The organism is Vibrio sp. 10N.261.51.F12, assembly GCF_041471725.1.
Taxonomy (GTDB): Bacteria; Pseudomonadota; Gammaproteobacteria; order Enterobacterales; family Vibrionaceae; genus Vibrio.
This window is the reverse complement of sequence record NZ_JBFROV010000035.1, coordinates 76,416-96,493: the sequence shown is the minus strand read 5'-3', so window position 1 is coordinate 96,493 and position 20,078 is coordinate 76,416. Positions and strand designations below refer to the sequence as shown.

At 42.5% G+C, this 20,078-nt stretch carries 21 protein-coding genes; 17 read left to right on the top strand and 4 right to left on the bottom strand.

Features of this window, described 5'->3' with window-relative positions:
* From AB4405_RS18240 to AB4405_RS18225, 4 genes are all read left to right on the top strand, one after another.
* Positions 1-507 carry a DUF3299 domain-containing protein gene (locus AB4405_RS18240; RefSeq protein WP_372062224.1) on the top strand — a complete coding sequence of 169 codons (507 nt, stop codon included), beginning with the start codon at positions 1-3 and terminating at the stop codon, positions 505-507.
* A gap of 694 nt (positions 508-1,201) precedes the next feature.
* Complete coding sequence (locus AB4405_RS18235; protein ID WP_372062223.1) at positions 1,202-1,729, top strand: outer membrane beta-barrel protein; 528 nt, start codon at positions 1,202-1,204, stop codon at positions 1,727-1,729.
* A 339-nt stretch (positions 1,730-2,068) separates the two neighbouring features.
* Positions 2,069-2,845: an AAC(3) family N-acetyltransferase gene (locus AB4405_RS18230; RefSeq protein ID WP_372062222.1), complete on the top strand. Its 777-nt coding sequence runs from the start codon at positions 2,069-2,071 to the stop codon at positions 2,843-2,845.
* 270 nt (positions 2,846-3,115) lie between these two features.
* Positions 3,116-4,447: an MFS transporter gene (locus AB4405_RS18225; protein ID WP_372062220.1), complete on the top strand. Its 1,332-nt coding sequence runs from the start codon at positions 3,116-3,118 to the stop codon at positions 4,445-4,447.
* A gap of 30 nt (positions 4,448-4,477) precedes the next feature.
* On the opposite strand, the gene AB4405_RS18220 is transcribed toward AB4405_RS18225, so the two are convergent.
* A complete protein-coding gene (locus AB4405_RS18220; protein ID WP_372062218.1) occupies positions 4,478-5,479 on the bottom strand; it encodes a metal-dependent hydrolase in 1,002 nt (333 codons plus the stop codon).
* Between the two features lie 213 nt (positions 5,480-5,692).
* Positions 5,693-6,775: a phosphotransferase gene (locus AB4405_RS18215; RefSeq protein ID WP_372062217.1), complete on the bottom strand. Its 1,083-nt coding sequence runs from the start codon at positions 6,773-6,775 to the stop codon at positions 5,693-5,695.
* A 367-nt stretch (positions 6,776-7,142) separates the two neighbouring features.
* On the opposite strand from AB4405_RS18215, the gene AB4405_RS18210 reads away from it, so the two are divergent.
* Together AB4405_RS18210 and AB4405_RS18205 are read left to right on the top strand one after the other, a co-directional pair.
* Complete coding sequence (locus AB4405_RS18210) at positions 7,143-7,943, top strand: phytanoyl-CoA dioxygenase family protein (protein WP_372062215.1); 801 nt, start codon at positions 7,143-7,145, stop codon at positions 7,941-7,943.
* Positions 7,944-8,159: 216 nt separating this feature from the next.
* Complete coding sequence (locus AB4405_RS18205) at positions 8,160-9,098, top strand: bile acid:sodium symporter family protein (protein ID WP_372062214.1); 939 nt, start codon at positions 8,160-8,162, stop codon at positions 9,096-9,098.
* 120 nt (positions 9,099-9,218) lie between these two features.
* Here AB4405_RS18205 and AB4405_RS18200 read toward each other — a convergent pair whose 3' ends face one another.
* Together AB4405_RS18200 and AB4405_RS18195 are read right to left on the bottom strand one after the other, a co-directional pair.
* The gene (locus AB4405_RS18200; RefSeq protein ID WP_372062212.1) at positions 9,219-9,896 is read right to left on the bottom strand and encodes an HAD-IA family hydrolase; all 678 of its coding nucleotides are present in this window, start codon (positions 9,894-9,896) and stop codon (positions 9,219-9,221) included.
* A gap of 56 nt (positions 9,897-9,952) precedes the next feature.
* A complete protein-coding gene (locus AB4405_RS18195; protein WP_372062211.1) occupies positions 9,953-10,888 on the bottom strand; it encodes a sugar-binding transcriptional regulator in 936 nt (311 codons plus the stop codon).
* Positions 10,889-11,196: 308 nt separating this feature from the next.
* Between AB4405_RS18195 and AB4405_RS18190 the strand changes: the two genes are divergently transcribed.
* From AB4405_RS18190 to AB4405_RS18140, 11 genes are all read left to right on the top strand, one after another.
* Positions 11,197-11,676, top strand: a complete 480-nt coding sequence (locus AB4405_RS18190; protein ID WP_372062209.1) for a PTS sugar transporter subunit IIA — start codon at positions 11,197-11,199, stop codon at positions 11,674-11,676.
* 9 nt (positions 11,677-11,685) lie between these two features.
* Positions 11,686-13,035 (top strand): PTS galactitol transporter subunit IIC, encoded by a 1,350-nt coding sequence (locus AB4405_RS18185; protein WP_372062208.1) that lies wholly within the window; start codon positions 11,686-11,688, stop codon positions 13,033-13,035.
* Complete coding sequence (locus AB4405_RS18180) at positions 13,032-13,316, top strand: PTS sugar transporter subunit IIB (RefSeq protein WP_102471834.1); 285 nt, start codon at positions 13,032-13,034, stop codon at positions 13,314-13,316. The genes AB4405_RS18185 and AB4405_RS18180 overlap by 4 nt, the downstream gene beginning before the upstream one ends.
* 4 nt (positions 13,317-13,320) lie before the next feature.
* The gene (locus AB4405_RS18175; protein ID WP_372062207.1) at positions 13,321-13,839 is read left to right on the top strand and encodes a YjbQ family protein; all 519 of its coding nucleotides are present in this window, start codon (positions 13,321-13,323) and stop codon (positions 13,837-13,839) included.
* Positions 13,836-14,495 (top strand): ribulose-phosphate 3-epimerase, encoded by a 660-nt coding sequence (locus tag AB4405_RS18170; protein ID WP_372062206.1) that lies wholly within the window; start codon positions 13,836-13,838, stop codon positions 14,493-14,495. Before AB4405_RS18175 ends, AB4405_RS18170 begins: the two co-directional genes overlap by 4 nt.
* A complete protein-coding gene (locus AB4405_RS18165; protein ID WP_102471837.1) occupies positions 14,485-15,057 on the top strand; it encodes an SIS domain-containing protein in 573 nt (190 codons plus the stop codon). Before AB4405_RS18170 ends, AB4405_RS18165 begins: the two co-directional genes overlap by 11 nt.
* A gap of 372 nt (positions 15,058-15,429) precedes the next feature.
* Positions 15,430-15,915: a VOC family protein gene (locus tag AB4405_RS18160; RefSeq protein WP_372062204.1), complete on the top strand. Its 486-nt coding sequence runs from the start codon at positions 15,430-15,432 to the stop codon at positions 15,913-15,915.
* 661 nt (positions 15,916-16,576) lie between these two features.
* Complete coding sequence (locus AB4405_RS18155) at positions 16,577-17,155, top strand: hypothetical protein (protein WP_372062203.1); 579 nt, start codon at positions 16,577-16,579, stop codon at positions 17,153-17,155.
* Positions 17,156-17,176: 21 nt separating this feature from the next.
* Complete coding sequence (locus AB4405_RS18150; protein ID WP_372062202.1) at positions 17,177-18,073, top strand: sterol desaturase family protein; 897 nt, start codon at positions 17,177-17,179, stop codon at positions 18,071-18,073.
* Positions 18,070-18,744, top strand: coding sequence for a response regulator transcription factor (locus AB4405_RS18145; RefSeq protein WP_372062200.1), 675 nt, complete (start codon positions 18,070-18,072; stop codon positions 18,742-18,744). Before AB4405_RS18150 ends, AB4405_RS18145 begins: the two co-directional genes overlap by 4 nt.
* A complete protein-coding gene (locus AB4405_RS18140) occupies positions 18,744-20,051 on the top strand; it encodes a histidine kinase dimerization/phospho-acceptor domain-containing protein (protein ID WP_372062199.1) in 1,308 nt (435 codons plus the stop codon). The genes AB4405_RS18145 and AB4405_RS18140 overlap by 1 nt, the downstream gene beginning before the upstream one ends.
* Positions 20,052-20,078: the final 27 nt, after the last annotated feature.

Below are 20,078 nucleotides of genomic sequence, written 5' to 3'. Positions count from 1 at the left end.
ATGAAGATTCTACTTAAGCTCTTGGTCGCTATTGCATTGATGCCATTGACCGCAAATGCTAATGAAACGCTCAGCTGGGATCAACTCATTCCACAAGCGGATTTATCCTTTACCCGTTCTGTCATGAACAAACGAGTGCAACACGACGGACAGGAGCTAGCCCCTCAAATGCTTGATGAGGCTTTACTTCGTACGGTTGATGAATTAGACGGGAAACAAGTTAAACTACCAGGCTATCTCGTCCCTATTGAAGGAGATGATGAAAGCATCACAGCATTTTTGTTAGTCCCATATTCCGGCGCGTGTGTGCATGTTCCCCCGCCGCCGCCAAATCAAATCGTGTACGTTGAGCCAGATAAGCCATTACCGATGCAGTGGTATAATGACCCGATTTGGATTGTCGGCACAATGGAAACACATGTCGTGGAATCTGAAATGGCACAAACGGGATACAAAATGAATAACGCTAAGATTTTGTCGTTTGACAACGGTCAACGCCTAAAATGATGTTCGGATATAGTCGCTTGAATCGTTTACATGTGAGCTATGTCAGTCAAATAAGAAAACACTCGTAACGGCTATATTCGACCTAACGCTTGTCGCATCCAAAACAAACATGCCGATAATCCCAACGGCATTGTGAATATCAATAAACGTCCAACACACCTCCCCTAATAGCTTTCAATAGGCAAATGCCTATCGACGTGATCCTCGGTCAATGTCGATAGGTACACGGCTGCTCGTTTGACGTCTCGCACATTCAGTATCCGGCTAGTAACTATTAACTATTAACTATCCTAAACTAACACGCCCTCCCTTTGATCTATCGTCTTACGCAACGACTCAATAAGTCGCACTACAAAATGTTCATATCCGCGGCAACAGTGAGCCCATCCTGATTCGTCGCTATAAGTATGATTTAAATACGCTATAAGTGCCTTCTCACATCGTTCGCTTTCAATCACCGCTATTCACCTCGGACATTAAATGGCTATTATGACTTTTTACTCTAAGTATAGATCGGTATCCATACTTTAAAACCGAAGTCAAGTTCCTACTGTTTTCTGCTATTTCAAATTCTACTGTTATATTTCTCACACCCAAACAAGGTATTACGATTTTATGCTGCCGTCGCTTATACGCACTGAGCATACTATTTTCATTCAATGTAATTACATCGAAATAAACAAGAGTAAATAATATGAAAAAGACACTATTAACCATCGCACTTCTTTCCGCTTCTTCATTTAGTTTTGCCGACGATAATTCTGGATTCAGAATTGGCGCTGGTGTTGCTGGCGGCTTTGAGCAGCATGATAGTAATAAAGCCATTGCCGCACCTAAAATTGAGTTAGGTTATGACATGAACTCAATGCTGTCATTCAACGCTGGCTATACACACCTAAGCGGCGATTCAAGTATTGCTGGTGAAAAAAGTGATATTTCTGGTGGTGCATTAAACTTAGGCGTTGAAGTAGGCCATACGTTTGATTTATCAAATCATAAACTTAAGCCGTATGTTGGTCTTGATTATAAGTTTCAATCGGTTGAAAACAAGATAGCTGACATCAGTGATAGAGAACGCTCCCACTCGGCGGTACCTTCAGTGGGTGTGCGTTGGACAGCTCCTGTTGGCTTTTATACGGATGCAAAAGTCAGCTACCACAAATCGACTGACTACGTGAAATCTGACGCCGTAGCTGGACTCACCGTTGGCTGGAAATTTTAATTAGCCTAAGAATTTCAGGTTCACGGATGAGCCCATTTATATAAAATCACTACACCGGTAGCTAGTGACGTTATATAAATTCATATTCAATCAATTATTATCATGAGTAAAAGATAATTAACCGCTCGTGTTTATCATGATTCATCCCTCCACAACATAAAGTATACAATAGAATATACTTTATGCCTTAAAATCGATGGCTCTGTTATCAACATCGAAGTGGTCAAGGCACATCACATTATTTCGTTAAGGTCATTCGCAGCAAAGCTCAATGTAGATCGTAGTTTTTCATTGCTCGTTTTGTCACAATGACGGCCTATCCACACAGAAGTAATTGTCATGATGTTCACGAAACAAGACCTTATTAATGATCTCAATACCCTTGGCATTGATAACAATGGTGTCCTACTTGTCCACTCATCAATGAAGGCTATTGGGCCTGTTGAAGGTGGCGCAGACACTGTATTAGACGCCTTGTCAGAGATAATGGCAGGCGGTTTACTGGTGTTACCGACGCACAGCTGGGATAAACACAATCTTGCAAGTGGCATTTTTGACCCAGACAAAGAACCGTCTTGCGTGGGCATATTGAGTGAAATGTTCCGACATCGAGCTGGGGTCATTCGGTCGCTTCACCCTACCCACTCCGTTGCCACGTTAGGTAACGGCGCCGCGCAATTTATTGCAGGAGAAGAAAACGCCACGTCACCCTGCCCAAGATATGGGGCATGGGGAAAGCTGTATGATACTGACGCTCAAATTCTATTTCTTGGCTGCCCGCTAACACGTAATACCTATATCCATGGTGTTGAAGAGTGGTGTGGTATCCCTCATAGAATCGATGCTAACCCAGAGGCCATCAAAATAAGAAAAGGTGAGCACATCATCAATACCGTCCTACATCGCCACAAAAGCCCCGTGAAGAGTATCCATGAGAATTATGGCAAGCTAGAAAAGCCGTTTATCGATCTTGGAATCGGTCATTGGGGACAAGTAGGAGAAGCGAAAGTCTTTCTCGCCCAAGCAAAAGCAATGGCTGATATCACCACTGCGTTTCTCAAGAAAAACCAAGACCTATTTATTGATGATACGCCAGTCCCTGAATCGTGGTATTAAGTACTTCAGGTATAAGATGATGCTCTCATACACGCTGTATATAAGCATCTGTACTCTTTCATTGCGTTGACTTCATTCAACTCAATCTCCGCTCATGGAAGGAAATACCACACTCTTAGATGCAGTGAACCACTCGAAGTAAGGTTGAAATGTCACCCCGTTAATATGACCATTAAATAAGAAGTTCATCTTTTTTCTCAATAAAGCCATGATTTAATGAGCCAAACGGTATATACATAATGAGGTATTACTCAAAGTGCAGATAAATTCATGACGCTCAAAGAAATCCTTCAAATTCGTAATGTTCGCTACTTCATCATGTTTCGAAGCAGTTACTTTGCGCGTTTTTATTACCCTATTTTCACCCTACTCTATTTAGATTATGGCCTAACCCTTTCTCAATTCGCCATGCTTAACGTGGTTTGGGCAGCCACCATTGTGCTGGCTGAGGTTCCGTCCGGGGCATTTGCCGATACCTTAGGTCGAAAAAAACTCGTCGTATTATCTTCGATTGTCATGTTTGTTGAAATCGCCATGATCGCGGTGGTACCAACAGGGAACCCCAATTTGGTGTTCATCGTATTTTTGATCAATCGAATATTAAGCGGCCTTGCGATGGCGTTAGCTAGCGGTGCCGATGAAGCGCTGGCTTACGACACGCTAAAAGAGCAAGGCAAAGAAGCGCTGTGGCCGCGAGTCCTACAAATCCAGCTTCGCATCGCCTCAAGCATCGGTATCTTTGTCACGCTGGTCGGCGCTGCGATGTACGATGTTGACTTTATGACTAACATTTATCATTTTCTCGGGTTAGCCAAGCCAGACAGTACGCAAGATCTAATGCGCATACCCGTTTATGCCACCCTCCTTGTCGCGATCGTTGCCATTTATTCCGCGATAAGCATGCAAGAAGAGAAAAAAACACTACCAAGCGGCAGCAACAAACTGGCCACGACAATGGCAAGCCTTAAGCTAACGGCAAATACGGCTAAATGGGTATTTTCGACACCTTATGTGCTATTCATATTGCTCTACTACAGCCTATTTGAACATACCTCGCGAATGTTTTTAACCATGAACAGCCAATACTATCTCGCTATTGATATCCCTATTCTCTATTTCGGCTTTATTGGGGCGGGGATCAGTTTACTTAAAATAGTACTGGCCGGACAAAGCCGTCGGCTTGCGGAAAGTATGGCGCCTAAAACGTTCATTGCGGTGATGGGTTTTGCAACCATGGCAACCTATTATTGGATCAGTTTAGGCTGGTCAGTCTATGGGGTGATACCTGCGCTGGTATTAATATTTATCATTATGACAATGAATATTTTTATTAGTTATCATCTAAATAAAAAAACCGAGTCGCACAACAGAGCCACTGTCTTAAGCTTTAAAGGTCTAATATTTAACCTAGGATACGGCTTGATTGGTATTTTATATGCCTACTATTATAAATTGGTGTCTCAGGGTTACACCGCGCAAGAAATAGAACAAAATATCGATTTCTTAGCCTCCCTTTCTTCATTTTTCTACTACTTTACATTTTTGTTCCTTTCAATCACGGCGGTATTCTATTTTAAGGATAAAAAGAAGGCGATTTTTTAGAGATATCAAGTACGGTCAGCAATGAATGGGCTAGAAATCGAAAAGCATACTAAGAAAAACATCTCTGTCCGCTGGAGAAACGTCTCGATGAGTGGTGTACTCCACGTGTGAGTCCGCCGTGGCGGAAGGCGATAACTTAATGCTCCACAGCGCTTTAAGCTGGTTAGGAACCATTGAATATCGCACATCCATAATACTCAGTTCATCGGTGGGGTCTTGCGCTAAAAATCCGTTTGAGAACCATCGGAAGCGCTCAATATCTTGGGCTTGTTGCGAATTCGGGTCAAGCCATGGGAAGTCTCGATTCACGTCCAACTTTGCGATAGATTCACCAGGGTATGTTTTCACCGAGGTGCCCACCCTCACCGCGTCAACATAATACTGCTGGTCTGTTTCATAAATCACTTTCCATACCAAAATATTAGCGAAGCTTGGTTTGGCTTCCAGCAAGATAGGCTCGTGCTGCCGTTCTTTTGCTAATTGCCAACCAGCAGCTTCAGCCCTTTCTTTTTGTATTAGCCCCAGCGTTGGATAAGTCAACGCCCAAAGAAACGCAATACGAGCAAACCAAGGGGTTCGCTTCCACGTTGCCAATACGAGCAATATGAGTATTGGAAGTGTGTATATAGGATCGATAATAGATATATTGTTCCAGGCATAACGCTCATTAGTGAACGGCCAAAACAACTGGGTACCATAAGATGTGCAGGCATCAAGCAGCGCATGAGTGCTGTAGCCTAACGCGCAATAGAGCCAGCTTTGTTTGAACGAGAGTCCGCGTTTTTTTGCGAACAGTAAATGTAAAACTAACGCGCAAATTAAACTGCCAATGGGGATAAAAAACAAAGAGTGCGTGAACTGTCGATGGAACTCCAAAAACAACAGCGGGTCACTTGATGATTGAATGAGAACATCCAAGTCTGGCGCCATTCCAGCAAGCAGCCCTAGCAGTCCAGCCACTGCCATATGTTGCTTTTTACTCACCGATTGGGACAACGATGCCCCCAGCACTCCCTGCGTTAATGGGTCCATAATTAACTCATTGATAGTTTTCGATTAAGTCGCTCATCATCTTAGAGTAGACCCATTTCAGTGAATTGGAATAGATTGATGGCATAGACATTGGATACGTTGAGCAAAGTGCTTATGCGTTTAGTGCCCTCATCTTATGTGTAAAGGGACAAATACATAAAGAAAGAAATATATAAAGAAACAAACGCATCAATGCGTAACCCTAGAGCGCCGCTACAACTGATATAACATCACCAATCTTAACTTTTCCTGATAAGACTCGATAAGCTCTAGCTTGGTTTTCCCTTCATTGTGGTAAAACAGCGCCCCCTGATCGTTCAGGACCGGGTAAAATTCATCGATCATATCGAGGACGACATTAACACGTTGGATTGTAATCGGTGTGCAGCTCTTACCATCAAGGTCGTCTTCAATATCTAAGACATGTGAGCGAAACATCTCTAATGTAAATATTTTGTCTAGCGCCTCATCGCTCTCAAGCGCTGCTCGGTATTGGTCTCTTAGTCGCTCAGTAAAGCCGATGACTTCAAGACTGGCATTGTTACCTTGTAGCCAAGCCTGCTTTTCCTCTAACGCATTCATTGCAGCTTGTTTGACACGGCGAAATGCCTCTAACGATTGTCGATGTGAATGGCCCTGCTCTAGTATCCATCCTGAGAAAAATCGGGTTTCAAAGCGCTCACAGAATTGGAAACGAGGATCATCCACCCCGTTACTGTTCAGCTCAGTCAGTGGATCAAAGGGATACATATAGCCAAAATCAAACAACCACAGCTGCTGGTTATCATCATTCAATAAATTCCCAGAGCACAAATCCCACTCGAACAGTCCAATCCTTTCACACGCGCTTAATGTAGAAAATAGCTGCGACAGAAGTGAAGGCGTAAGCTGTTTTATTGGTTCACCCTCAATCCAATCAGATAAAATAATACCAAGGCGATAATCTGCATATACCGTTTCAACAATGCACTTGAACGACTCTGAAGTCTCGGGATCATCCTTAACCTTTTGAAAATCAGAACGACGTTGCACCTCATTAAGGAACGAGAACTGACCATCTAAATTTTTTACACGGGCGACTGGACGTTTTTTCTTTAACGTGAAGTCTTTGCCATCAAGGCGGATACGATAAACCTCGGCCGTCAGCCCACTATCGAATGTTTGAATGACATAAGGAGACTGACTAGTGGTTAAGGCCAATTCCTCGGGCGATATCGGGCAATGGTTGAGGTGGCCAACAACCAGATTGTCACCGCTTTTTTCAAACTGCCACTGTGTTTTATGACGCTTATTCATACCTTCAATCCCTGATTACCGTTCCGTTACAAGGACTGTACAAAAAATTCATGCATTGCATATCCCCCTTACTGACATAATTTAAGGCTTAGCGTTTAGGCATATGCAGGTAAGACGGTTTGGGGCATTAACAAGTTAATGCGTGACATCGACATTGATTAAAGCGAAATATTTGAATCTTTACTCTTAACGTTAAAAACGTAAGCCCATGACCATAATAACTATGCCCCCTAAAGCTTCTGTCTTTAATCGTCCTAATATATTGTCTGCTCCGTCATTAGTGACTTGGTTGAATGGCGTCTATCTGGCATCATGCGCCAACAAGCGCCGTGGTCAATGAACGATACAGAGAATGCGAAGGTAGCCAGTGGTAGAAAATAGCCAACAATTAAAGAACCGTTACGACGAACAGGGCTACTTTGTTCTCAGAAATTATTTTGATGACGCTCAGCTTTCATCGCTTAGAAAAGTGGTGCTGAAATTTCATGACCGGTGGAAAGCAGACAATGAAGAATTCTATCAAGAAGAAGCATTTAACTCGTCTTTAATTACGGGAAGCGAATACTTACCCACCGACGATAGAACGATACTTTTTGACTTCATCAGTTCAAAAAAAATGATGGACGTCGTCGATGCGGTGATCCCGGAAAACCCAGCGTTCATGAACACACAACTGTTCTTCAACCCTGTCAATCCGCAACAAAAGGACTTCTGGCATCGTGACTGTCAATATGACTATGACGTTGAAGACCAAATGAGAGTCATACTAGAGACGCAAGTATTACACCTTCGCGTCCCCTTATTTGATGAACCCGGAATGGAAATCATACCCGGGACGCATAAGCGATGGGACAACGAAGAAGAGTACAACGTTCGCCAAGAAGTGAATGGCAAAGTGAGCAGTGATAGCCTCTCTGGTGGCAAGCAGATTGCGTTAGCGGCGGGCGACTTGTTAGTGTTTTCAGCGGATATGATTCACCGAGGACGGTACGGATTAGATCGTTTGGCTTTGGATATTTTGATTTTTGATTCAGCGTCTGACTATGTCGACTACGTCGATGACGATTGCTTACCCACGTCGTCAATACTCAGCAATATTGCCAATCCAAGACTATTTATGAATACACTGCATCTCAAGTCGATGTGTCATGAACATGAACAACGTTAGACAGTATTAAGCGACACGTGTGACGACATAAATCAATTCAAACACAATCATAAAATTGGCCGTATTACATTTCTATGTAGGGTGGCCATTCACATCTAAATTGAAATATGTATTGATGATTATCGATAAACCCTGCTAATTTAATAGACCATTAACATTACTGCGGCCTATCGGTTGTAATTGTTTTAAAACTGTTATCACACGGATGTTCTACCCATGCTCGCAAAAATTATTACCCTTTTCCCACTTTGGGCAATCCTTTGCTCAATCATTGCCTTTTTTATCCCTGCACCTTTTGCATCTCAGAGTTCGTTAATCGTGCCTTTGTTGACCGTCATTATGTTGGCTATGGGGCTAACCTTACAGCCCGCCGACTTCTTAAAGGCGATTAAAAATAAAAAAGCGGTCGGCTTGGGTCTAGTGTTGCAATTTACTGTCATGCCGACAGCGGCATTACTGATTAGCATGATGCTAAACTTTTCTCCGGAATTAACACTCGGCATGGTCTTGGTGGGCACGGTTGCGGGCGGAACCTCTTCAAATGTGATGTGCTATTTAGCAAAAGGCGACGTCGCTCTTTCTATTACCATGACCGCATTATCCACATTCTTAGGGGTAATCTTAACGCCGTTCATTATTGAATTGATTATGGGTCAGAGTGTGGATATTCCAGTCCTCGGAATGATTCAAAGCCTCTTTAAGATTGTGTTCTTACCTGTGTCGATTGGTGTTTTGTGTAATGTCTTTTTCCATAAAGCGATAAGTAAGATTGAACCGTTGCTACCGCTTATTTCTATGATTGCGATTGTTCTAATTGTTGCCATTGTGGTTGCCCTGACGGGAAGTAAGTTGGCGGCGGTAGGACCTATCGTAATGCTCGCAGTCATTCTACATAATGGTTTTGGTCTGACGGCCGGCTACTTTATCTCTAAGGCTATGGGGTTTGAAGAGAAAGTATGTCGCACCATCGCATTCGAAGTGGGTTTACAGAATTCAGGCTTAGCAACCGCGTTAGCATTAAAGTTCTTTACTCCGGCATCGGCGGTGGCAGGTTCATTGTTTTCGGTTTGGCACAATATATCGGGTTCTATCGTCGCGGGATACTTTTCAAAGAGATCGCCTAAAGAGCCTAATCCATTGAAAGTCAGTGATTAAATCACGTTGATTTAGTTATCAGCGCGTATTATCAAGCTCCTTTTTCAAGGGGCTGATAGCGCCTTGTAGTAATGTGAAATATGCCAAAACTGGTTATTCGTGACTAGAAGTCGAACATAATCAGTCATTGGCATTAGAATCATAAGTAAGTTTCCAGCTTTGTTTACTCACTCTATCCACTGAGAGATGGCGGTAATTGTCAGCCCCAAAGTCTACACTCAGTGCAGATAAAGTAGCATGGCTTAAGATACCAAAAACGCTCGCACCTGCACTCTTTGCCGATGCCACACCAGCGATAGCATCTTCAAATACAATGCACTTATCAGGCTTAACACCCAATTTTTTTGCACCTAACAGGTAAGGCTCTGGAGCAGGCTTGCCGCACGTGACGTCTTCAAATGTGACGAAAACGTTAGGAATCGGAATACCACCAGCCTTCATTCTCGCTTGAGCAACATCGATATTGCATGATGTCACTATACCCCACGGGATTTGATTTTGGTCTAGAGTCGCCAAGAACTCGAGAGCACCCTCAATGGCTACTACCCCGTTGGTATCATTAGATTCTTGGTCTTTTAACCATTCAATCTCTTTTTCAATCGTGGATAATGACTGATTACGAAGCAGATCTCTTACACATCCGTCAGCGGTCCTTCCGTGAATAACACTCAACACATACTCTACGTCCAATTGATATTTCGATGCCACTTGGCCCCACGCTCGATTAACGGACTCTATCGAGCTTACCAATGTCCCATCAAGATCGAATAAACAACCCGCAAAATTTAGTTCTGTCATAAAAGGCTCCTCTAAGCCAACGTCGGTACGTATGTTGACAATGATTATTTCCGGATCTAATTATCTAATAGATACTTAGCCGTACCCTCATCTGTAATGAGAGTTGAAACCCACTCTCCTAGCAAACACGCTCGAATTGCTTTGTGTTTATCATTTCCTCCAGCAATAGCGATGACTTCAGGTATATTGCGGATGTCTTGAGGTTTTAGCGCCAAGCTCAATGAATCAGCACCGGTGACTAACTCATTACCATTAATATCAAGGATCACAGAGCACAGATCAGCCGTTGCACCTTTCAAGATCAGGTCTTCTCGATAGTGTGTAGAGATTGTTCCATACATCCCCGAGCTTCCTTCTCCGCACCATGAACCAATGCCGGTGATCAAAATATCTAACTTACTATAAAGCATGTGCAATTCTTGTATCGATGCTTCTAACTTCATGCTTTCAGCCGTTTCGACTTTCTCAAGCCACATTGGTGCGAGCAAAGGGAAAGGGCGTCCATCCCCTAGTCCTGCGAGTCGATGTACTATTTCTAAAGAACTATGTCGAAAATTCATCCCTTCTTGTACGCCTGCAGCTTGCACAACATTGCACTTGGGAAAGACAGTGAGCTTGTCTGCAATCGCAGAAAGTACTCGTCCAGAAGCAACACCTATATTGGCCACATTAGGCCCCAATTCTTGAAGTAACTCAGCACCAGTACTCGATAACGAATCAATAAGACTATCTGAGGCTAAGCTAGGGCTTGCGATAACAGTACAGTGCTTCAATCTATATTTTTTTTCTAGCTCATCCGAAAGGTCAGTTCGATACCCTTCTAAGTCTGGTATGACAAACTTCACAATACCGTTGTCCGTTGCTTCATCTAATAACCTGGCAACCTTGAAACGAGAAAGACCAAATTCATCCGCAATCTGGTTTTTGGGCTTACCCTCTAGGTAGTGAGCCTTCGCGAGTTTGATAAGTTGTATTTTTTTTAGTAGATCCATTCAGTACTTCTCCAAACACCACAGAAAGTCTGCTCATATGAGCAAGTTAACATAATAATCAATATCTCCTAGTACTTTCAAACTTTTCAATTAAGTAAATTCAACCAATACCGAAAGAACCAATCATAAGTATTTGTATTAAATGACAAATTATAAATAATTTGAATTTTAAAAATCCAATAACAACATAGAACCAATTGAGTAATCGCACAATTAAAATGTGATGACCAATACAAAAACTCATAATCCGCATTGAAAACACCGCTCATTTGATTAATAGTGCTCATAAGTTAAATGAATCCGCTCTTATGAGCGACAAAGCTGAGGTAACTATGTATTTTGATAAAAAACTATCGTTTTTCAATGTGGAAATTACGGATCGAACAGAACTGCTTAAGTTCATGTCCGACAAACTACTAGAAGCTGGGTTCGTTAAGGATTCATTTCAAGAAGCGCTGCTCCAGCGTGAGGTTGAATATCCAACAGGATTAGAAGCCGCACACTGTGGCGTGGCGTTACCGCATACGGACTCAATACACGTCAATGACTCACAGGTTTGTTTTGTAAAACTTAAAACTCCGATCAAATTCAGAGATATGGTTGACGCCAGTGAAGAGGTCGAAGTGAAATTTGTGTTCATGCTTGCGATGAAAGAAGCCCATGAGCAAATTGAAAACCTTCAAAACCTTACTCTAATGCTGGAAAGCGCTAGTACGGTTGAGAAATTACACACACTTCAAAACAGAGCTGAGTTTGAAGAGATATTAAGAGTTTCTAACTTAAAATAGGATGAAATCATGGAATTTTTGAGTTCTTTTTTTGAATGGGTTATCGGTTTGGGTGGCGTCGTTTTCCTACCTGTCATTATTGTGCTAATTGCACTCTTTTTCCGAGTTCCACTACAAAAAGCAGTCATGTCGGGAATAACGGTTGGTATAGGTAGTGTTGGCCTAGGTTTAGTGATTACCTTACTTGCAAGTACACTCGGTGAGGCGATTAAGATCATGGGTGCAAAATATGGTACCGATCTCACCATATTAGACATCGGTGTTGGCGTAGGAGGCCCTCTCGCTTTCTCAACATCGTTAGGTCTATTGCTTATTCCAGTCTCTTTACTGCTTAACACCATGTTTGTCTCTTTTGGTTGGACAAAGACACTGAATGTTGATATCTGGAATTTTTGGTTCCCAATATTTTTAGGACTAATGACTTACGCAGTGACTGGACAATACTATATCGGTGTATTGGGTTGTATTGCCGGCATTATGCTCCAGTGGCTTCTGTCAGACATTTTCCAAAAACAAATTAGTGACTTTTATGGTTATCCGGGCATCGCAATTTCTCATTTGATGGCGTTAGCTGGCATGGTCGTCGCCGTTCCTCTCAATTGGATTTTAGATAGAACTCCAGTCATCAACAAAATGGATGCAGATCCTGAATCACTCACTAAGAAGTTTGGTATTTTCGGTGATTCTATTTTTATGGGTCTACTCGTAGGTCTGGCCGTTGGTCTACTTGCAGGATACGACGCATCTCAGGTAGGTAACCTTGCAATTTCTACCGCAGCAGTAATGAAAATAATGCCAAAAATGGTGGCGATGTTTATGGAAGGATTACTTCCAGTAGCGGAAGCCGCGAAAGAATATACAAACAAAAAGTTAGGTGGCAAAGAAGTCAACATCGGTATGGATGCGGCTTTAACAGTGGGCCACCCTGCAGTAATGGCAACGGCATTATTAATGGTTCCTATTTCACTGTTATTAGCCGTAACCCTTCCAGGTAATAAAGTTTTACCGTTTGGCGACCTCGCGTTTTATGTTTTTGGCATTTGCTTAATGGTTCCTGTTTTTAAAGGAAATCTCGTAAGAAGTGTCATTGGCGGAACTATTTACTTAGCGATGTGTTTATACCTATCAACATGGCTTGCTCCAGAAATTACCAATGTATTTGCAATTGCTAATTACGATGTTGGCACCACAGGAGTGATTAGTGCAGTACTACTAGGCTTGTGGCCCGTCGGCTTGTTCGTTCTATTCGCAGTGAAGTTTGGCGTTATCGGTATCTTGGCACTAATTACCATGATCTTCTGTGGATTGCTTTACGTGAACAAATTTAGAAAAACTACCCCAATTGAGGCAACAATATGAAAACTTTATTAGTCGTGTGTGGTGCAGGCCACGCAACATCAACATTAGCCGTCAGCAAAATCAATAAATGGATTGAAGAAACAAAGCAGACAGGAACCATCAAAATCATTCAAAGCAAAATCGCTGATGAACTAAACCGAATTGATGATTACGATGCAGTAGTAAGTACAACCATCGTTCCAGATTCTATCAAGTCTAAGGTTATTGTGGGCTTGCCACTATTGACGGGAATTGGTATCAATTCTGTATTTGATCAAATTGCTGAACGTTTAAAGGGGTAGTCACTTGGAACTGATATTTAATTCATTAAATATCACCACAGCAAAAGGACGCCCGTCTTACCACGACCTCACATCAGATCTTTCGGAGTTAATCCGAAAGTCTGGTGTGGTGAATGGTGTCTTAACTGCAACGACTCCTCATACAACATGCTCTTTTTTCTTTGAAGAAGAAATGCATGATTTGGATAGTAATGGTGATGATTTTCTTCAACTGGACTTTAATGCCACGCTAGATCGTATAGCACCTATACAGGCAACCCATAACCAGTTTAAAAGTCCGGGGCCGAAACATATAAAGTTTGGTTTGTCTCTTGCAGATCCTAACTACCCTGCAGAAAAATGGGTCATGTACAACACAGATGCTCACATTAGAGCATCCATGTTTGGGCAGCACTCATTGCAAGTTATTGTAAAAGAGGGCAAAGCGTTGATGGGGGCATTAGGGCGTGTCTATTTCGCTGACTGGGATACATTGAGGGAACGACAGCGTGATGTAAACGTGGTCGTTATGGGGGTGGTATGATGAAAATATACCCATCCTTATACAGCAGTAATCACCTTAGTTTCGGTGAAACTTTAGAGCGACTTTCGAATATCAATATGAAAGACATTCACATTGATATTATGGATTGCAATTACGTGCCTTCATTTGGCATTACGTATGACGCAATCAAGGCTATCCAGGAAAAATTTGATCTCCGATTAGATTGCCATTTAATGGTAGATAATCCTGAGTGGCATATTGATAAGCTGATTGCATTGAATGTAGATACTATTTGCTTAACTTACGGTACCACCAACAATGATTTTTATTATCTAGAGAAAATCGTCCAATCTGGTTTGCGCTGTGGTGTGGCAGTGAACCCCGGAACCACGATTGAATCTCTCGTTGATTTACTTGATATCGTAGATGTCGTATTGGTGATGAGCGTTAACCCAGGGCAACCTAATCAACGTTTTTTACCTAGCATAAACAATAAAATACGACGACTTTTTGAATTGAGAGAACAAAAAGGTCTCACATTTAAAATTCAAATAGACGGTGGTATTAACGTCGATAATATTTCATCAGTGCAAGCCTCTGGCGCAGATATCGTAGTGTGCGGAGGGTCGTTGTTCTCAAATGGTCACATTGAAGAAAACGCGTATAGATTAGAAGGCCTAGCGCATGGAATATAAGGTTATAAATAATCAGATATTTGAACAGGTCCATAATGCGGTTAATGAGATTGAAGACAAGACATTAGATTTACTCATCGAAAGCCTCGAGCCTAAGAAGAGAGTCTTTTATTATGGCTGCGGTCGGTCTGGTATTTTCTTATCGTCATTTGCTAATAGACTTCTACATTTAGGTTTTGAGATTTACTCACTTAACGATATCACGAAACCAAAAGCAGAAGCTGGCGATATTTTCCTTGTCACCAGTGGCTCAGGAGAAACGTCGAGTGTCGTGAGTTTTGTCTCTAAGTCCAAAAATATAGGGATGAAAATAATAGCGTTCAGTGCTCAACAACAGTCATCAATGGCATCTTTATTGACTGCAGATGACGCTCTGGTTGTTATCCCTTGTGACTCATACATCGATGATGCGATCCCCGATATCCGTGACCTTAAGATGCCTTTAGGGACATTGTTCGAGTTATCGTGTTTAATGGCTTACGAAACTGTCACTAATTCATTAATGTATCACTTAGGTGAGTCTGCGTATGCACTGTCATGCAGACATACAAATTTAGAGTAATCATAAGCCCTGTTCTTATATTCTTATTCGATACTCTCCCGCTATTATTTGCGTATCCATATAAGTCATATTGATATTGCCCTTATCATTAAAAATGAGGGCTTTTCTCACTAACCTAAAGTGTTCCAATTGATAAAAATGGTTCGCTTGAGTGCTCCTACCCCTCATAAATACCATTAACGCACAATGTAGATTCAGCTACTTCATCCAACCCTCTACTGGCCAGTATCTTGTCGTCCTCATCTACACCCAAAAGATAACAAAAAATTATTATTAATATAATTTATGATAATTTCTATTAATTAACGCATACCCATATACTCTCTCCATCGAAACAAAACATCGAAACAAACATTGAATTTGGAGCAAGTTATGAAAATGAATCACGTAGGTATTATGGTTGGCGATATGGACAAAGCTGTCGAGTTTTACACTCAGGCTCTAGATCTTAAAATCGTAATGAACAACACAAAAGTTATTGAAGAACGTGAATCGGCAATTGGCCGTATGTGTATTGCCGTATTTGGTGAAGGCTTTAAAGGTTTTAACATTGCACACCTTGTCACATCTGACGGCATCGGCGTTGAAATGTTCGAAATGAAAGAGCGCCAAGAACGTCACGAGGTTGATTTCTCTCGCTTAGGTATCTTCCACTTCTGTCTGCAAACCGACGACTTTGAAGGCGTGATGGCGAAAGTAGAGAAGTTCGGTGGCAAAGTACGCATGGACGTTATGCGTTACCACCCAGAAGACGACAGCAAACCAGCGAAAATGGTTTACCTAGAAGACCCGTTTGGCAACTTGTTCGAACTATACTCACACACATACGAAGAAACGTACGCGACTGATTACGAGTAACAACACGTAATCGCGCAACCCCACTAAAAAGGATTGGTAGAAATACCAATCCTTTTTAGTATTTTTGGAGAAATGCAGAGATAGCGCTTAAAAGGACAGAAACCTCTAAGCATGTCCTGCCTTAACCCATTCCAATTAGGTCGTCCCCCTTGGAAAGCGAGGCTATTCCGACGCCTCTGAATCACTTAAAAGAAAAAACTAAGTGCCAGTCATCGACTCACAACACGCGAATGAAGATCCCCTTTTCCAAGGGGATGACGGGTTGTGTTTGTCATATGGAGTAACGCGCCAAAATCTGTTGTGCGCATTCAGACCCAATCACGGATATCGAGCTCTTAAGTTATCACTTTAACCCCAGCCCAATTAGGCCGTCATCCTGGTGGTAGCGAGGATCTCACCAAGCGCGTGACTCACTTAAAATAAAAACCAAGGGTTAGGAATCGGCTCACAACGCGCGGATGAAGATCCCCTTTTCCAAGGGGATGACGAGTTATGTTGTGTTTGTCATATAGAGCAACGCGTCAATACCTGTTGGATGACGATGATTTTGACTTATGGGGGCGGTCACATGCCAAACACGAATATTGATAACCTTTTGGTTACCCTTCCACCTTTACACTTCTTCGATAACGACAATCATTAAGCTCAATCAGGAGAAGAGATGAAACTATTCGCATCGCTACTAACCACCATGCTCATCGCAGGTACTATTTGGGGGGCGGTACTTATGCAACCCGTAATGGCCGAAAGCTCATCAAAGACACAAACGTCAAAAACTGCAGATAAAACAACCATTAACCAACAAGTTAAGCAGAAGTCATCGACTAACAACAACACTTATATCCATAGTGTCGTCACCAAGAATATCTCATTAGATGCCAATGCCGTCGCTGCACTTTGGGTTGAGTTTGAAGATAAGATCACAAAGCAAGAGAACCTACCTGAAACACTTGATCGCCTTGTGGTGATCTATCAGAACATGAGTGAAAATTTTAGTCATGCCACCGTCAGCATTGGTTTTCCCGTCGAGGCGAGCACTCAGAAAGACGGCTATATTGAACTTATCTCCAGCGCACAAGAGCAGCAGTTATTGATTCGCGGCGAGCATAGTAAGACAGAAATAGCCAATGCCTGGGAAGCCATTAATTTTCGCAAGCCAGTGAAAGCGGTAATAGAAACGCATTATCTAAACGCACTAGGGCAAGAAGAATCCAGCCAACTTGTTGTTCACTACAACTAACGATTGTATAGGAGTTAAATTATGGACTTCATGTCTCAAACGCTATCTGAAGTGTCCATCATCCTTACCGAAACGTGGGTAGATGATCATTTTATGTTGATTGCCGCAGTGATATTTCTTATCGAGCTAATACGCTATGGGTTTAAGAAACAGCTGAATTGGAACCTTATTGGCGACAGTGCAACCAATTTGGTCACGCTAGGCTTTTTACTGGTTACGCTTTTTTTAGTCGGCCTGATGTATGTGGGCGTATTTACGTACTCCTATGAACACTTTAGCCTGACCCAGCTGCCAATAACGGGCTGGACGGTGCTCGGTTGTTTGATCTTGGCTGATCTTGCTTACTATTGGGAGCACAGGTTCCTTCATAGCAATGGTTTGGCTTGGGGAACCCACTCCGTTCATCACAGTTCGCCTTACTTTAATATCTCAGTGGCCTATCGGTTTGGTCCGCTAGATTGGTTTTTCCCGTTCTTTTTCCACTTACCTTTGGTCTTAATGGGTTTTAATCCATTTGTTGTGTTGATGTGCGAGACGCTGGTTCAGCTATACCAAACCTTGTTGCATACCGAGATGGTAAAAAAGCTTCCGCGGCCAATCGAGGCGATATTTAATACGCCATCACACCACAGAGTGCATCATGCCACCAATAAGCGATACTTAGATAAAAACTACGCTGGCATACTGATTATTTGGGATCGGATGTTTGGCACCTTTGTATGTGAAGATGAAAAGGTAAAATATGGTGTTTACCCACGGATTAATTCGGTTAACCCATTTAAAGTGTACTTCGATGGCTACGTAAAATTAGGGCAACAAATTTGGCACGCGCCAAACTGGGCTTATCGACTGCAATTGCTCGTTAAACCACCTATTTGGGCATGGCAACAAAAACAAAAAGGAAACAGCAACGAATGACCATTAGTGTCCTACTTATCGAAGACGATAAAGATCTCGCTGAGGCCATCAGCGATTATATGGAGTTGGATGGTTTTGAATTTGACTTCGCTTACAATGGGCTTGCGGGTCGTGATCTGGCGCTGACCAATCACTATGACATCATTTTAACGGATCTTAATATGCCGAAGATGGACGGCATCGATGTTTGCCAGTCGCTACGAGACAAAGGGATAACAACCCCTATCTTAATGCTCACCGCGAGGGATACATTAAATGACAAGCTCACCGGCTTTGCCGCAGGTTCGGATGATTACTTGGTTAAACCGTTTGCGATGGATGAGCTCAAAGTTCGCTTATTAGCGCTAGCACGACGCTCAAAAGGCGTCGTCACGCGTTTGAGCATTGGCGACCTAACGGTCGATTTGGATAAGCATCAAGCCATTCGATCTGGGCAGCCACTCAAAATGCCGCCTGTATGTTGGAAGATGCTGGTATGCCTAATGCAAAACAGCCCCAATGTTGTGAGTAAAACAAAGTTAGAAGATGAAGTGTGGGGAGATACGCCTCCTAGTGCCGACAGCTTAAAGGTTCACTTATTCAAACTAAGGCAAGCCGTCGATGCTTCTTTTGACAATAAGCTTATTCACACGGTGCACGGAGTCGGTATTGTGATCAGGGAAGAGCAATAATGAAGCAAGTCAGCATTAAGCGAGATATTTATATTTACCTATTTGGCTTATTGCTTAGCCTGACGGCGGTTTATGCCTTAATGATAAATCAAAGTTATGAAATAGGGCTTAATGAATCGGCAAAATACAGCTTTTTGTATGAGATAAAGTTGGCAGAGAAGCATTACCTTGCCGATGGGGGATTGAAGCCCTCGCATAGTCAGTCATTCCAAGTATTTGATGATTTCAATGACATCCCAGCCGTTTATCTTACACAATTTAATTGGGATAACTTTGAACAAGGGGTGATCTACGAGCAATATGTTGCTGGCAAAGACGGCGCGTTTGGACAATATTATTACGCTGCCTATCACTACGTAGCGAGCAAGCAAACCTACTTGTATGTTGTATCGCAATACGATGAAGCTGTGTATTACGAGCTCTTTGAACAAAGCCCACCAGAGTCTATCAGCCAAGCAAACTCAGCATTTTTGATGGTCGGTCTCCTACTTCTACTCATCTTTGCTCTTATTCGTTTGCTAATCTACCGATTAACGACGCCAATTCTGCGCCTTTCAAAGTGGTCGCAAACTCTGGAGCTCAATAAGGCTGACACGTTGCAAAACTTTCGCTATATCGAAGTGCAACAACTTGCGAATCAATTAGTGAAAAGCGTTCAGTCTCAGCAACAAGCCATAGAGCGAGAAGAGTTTTTCTTGCGAGCCGCAAGCCATGAATTAAGGACTCCGATTTCAATCATTTCTGCAAGTAGTGAGATGCTAACTAGACTCGCAAGCTCTATTCCTAATAGCGGGCAACGCGCCGTGAAAAGGATTGAACGGTCTGTTGTGACCATGCAAAACTTAGTGACATCCTTACTTTGGATGAGCAGAAATCAGCAGCTTAATGTAGAGATGAGTCAAGTCGATATTAAGGCGGTGACGGCAGACGCGTTAGATCAACATCGTTATCTATCTGATGAGAAAGATCTCAAGGTAAACCTGATAGCCGATGATGCCTCTTTTTCCCACCCAATGCCTGCCGTATTAGTCGACATTATTATTTCCAACTTAGTTCGAAATGCGCTTCAACACGCCTCTAAAGGCGAGATTGAAATACGTGTGTCGCCGAGTAGCATCAGTATCTCCAATGCGTTAGATGAATCGGCCCAAGATGGCCTAGGTCAAGGGGAATCAGAGGTTTCATTTGGTATTGGAGTCATTCTTATTGAGCGATTGTGCCAACACCAGAACTGGCAATTCACACATCTATCTGAGCAAGACCGGTATCTTACCAAGGTAGATTTTCTCGCTAATCCTTCCATTTAACTCTCTTGTAAACAAGGGTAACCAAAA

Excerpts from the sequence above, each read along its gene's own strand:
- AB4405_RS18240 (WP_372062224.1), top strand. The coding sequence starts at position 1 with ATGAAGATTCTACTTAAGCTCTTGGTCGCTATTGCATTGATGCCATTG.
- AB4405_RS18235 (WP_372062223.1), top strand. The coding sequence starts at position 1,202 with ATGAAAAAGACACTATTAACCATCGCACTTCTTTCCGCTTCTTCATTT.
- AB4405_RS18230 (WP_372062222.1), top strand. The coding sequence starts at position 2,069 with ATGATGTTCACGAAACAAGACCTTATTAATGATCTCAATACCCTTGGC.
- AB4405_RS18225 (WP_372062220.1), top strand. The coding sequence starts at position 3,116 with ATGACGCTCAAAGAAATCCTTCAAATTCGTAATGTTCGCTACTTCATC.
- AB4405_RS18220 (WP_372062218.1), bottom strand. The coding sequence starts at position 5,479 with ATGGACCCATTAACGCAGGGAGTGCTGGGGGCATCGTTGTCCCAATCG.
- AB4405_RS18215 (WP_372062217.1), bottom strand. The coding sequence starts at position 6,775 with ATGAATAAGCGTCATAAAACACAGTGGCAGTTTGAAAAAAGCGGTGAC.
- AB4405_RS18205 (WP_372062214.1), top strand. The coding sequence starts at position 8,160 with ATGCTCGCAAAAATTATTACCCTTTTCCCACTTTGGGCAATCCTTTGC.
- AB4405_RS18200 (WP_372062212.1), bottom strand. The coding sequence starts at position 9,896 with ATGACAGAACTAAATTTTGCGGGTTGTTTATTCGATCTTGATGGGACA.
- AB4405_RS18195 (WP_372062211.1), bottom strand. The coding sequence starts at position 10,888 with ATGGATCTACTAAAAAAAATACAACTTATCAAACTCGCGAAGGCTCAC.
- AB4405_RS18190 (WP_372062209.1), top strand. The coding sequence starts at position 11,197 with ATGAGCGACAAAGCTGAGGTAACTATGTATTTTGATAAAAAACTATCG.
- AB4405_RS18185 (WP_372062208.1), top strand. The coding sequence starts at position 11,686 with ATGGAATTTTTGAGTTCTTTTTTTGAATGGGTTATCGGTTTGGGTGGC.
- AB4405_RS18180 (WP_102471834.1), top strand. The coding sequence starts at position 13,032 with ATGAAAACTTTATTAGTCGTGTGTGGTGCAGGCCACGCAACATCAACA.
- AB4405_RS18170 (WP_372062206.1), top strand. The coding sequence starts at position 13,836 with ATGATGAAAATATACCCATCCTTATACAGCAGTAATCACCTTAGTTTC.
- AB4405_RS18165 (WP_102471837.1), top strand. The coding sequence starts at position 14,485 with ATGGAATATAAGGTTATAAATAATCAGATATTTGAACAGGTCCATAAT.
- AB4405_RS18160 (WP_372062204.1), top strand. The coding sequence starts at position 15,430 with ATGAAAATGAATCACGTAGGTATTATGGTTGGCGATATGGACAAAGCT.
- AB4405_RS18155 (WP_372062203.1), top strand. The coding sequence starts at position 16,577 with ATGAAACTATTCGCATCGCTACTAACCACCATGCTCATCGCAGGTACT.
- AB4405_RS18150 (WP_372062202.1), top strand. The coding sequence starts at position 17,177 with ATGGACTTCATGTCTCAAACGCTATCTGAAGTGTCCATCATCCTTACC.
- AB4405_RS18145 (WP_372062200.1), top strand. The coding sequence starts at position 18,070 with ATGACCATTAGTGTCCTACTTATCGAAGACGATAAAGATCTCGCTGAG.
- AB4405_RS18140 (WP_372062199.1), top strand. The coding sequence starts at position 18,744 with ATGAAGCAAGTCAGCATTAAGCGAGATATTTATATTTACCTATTTGGC.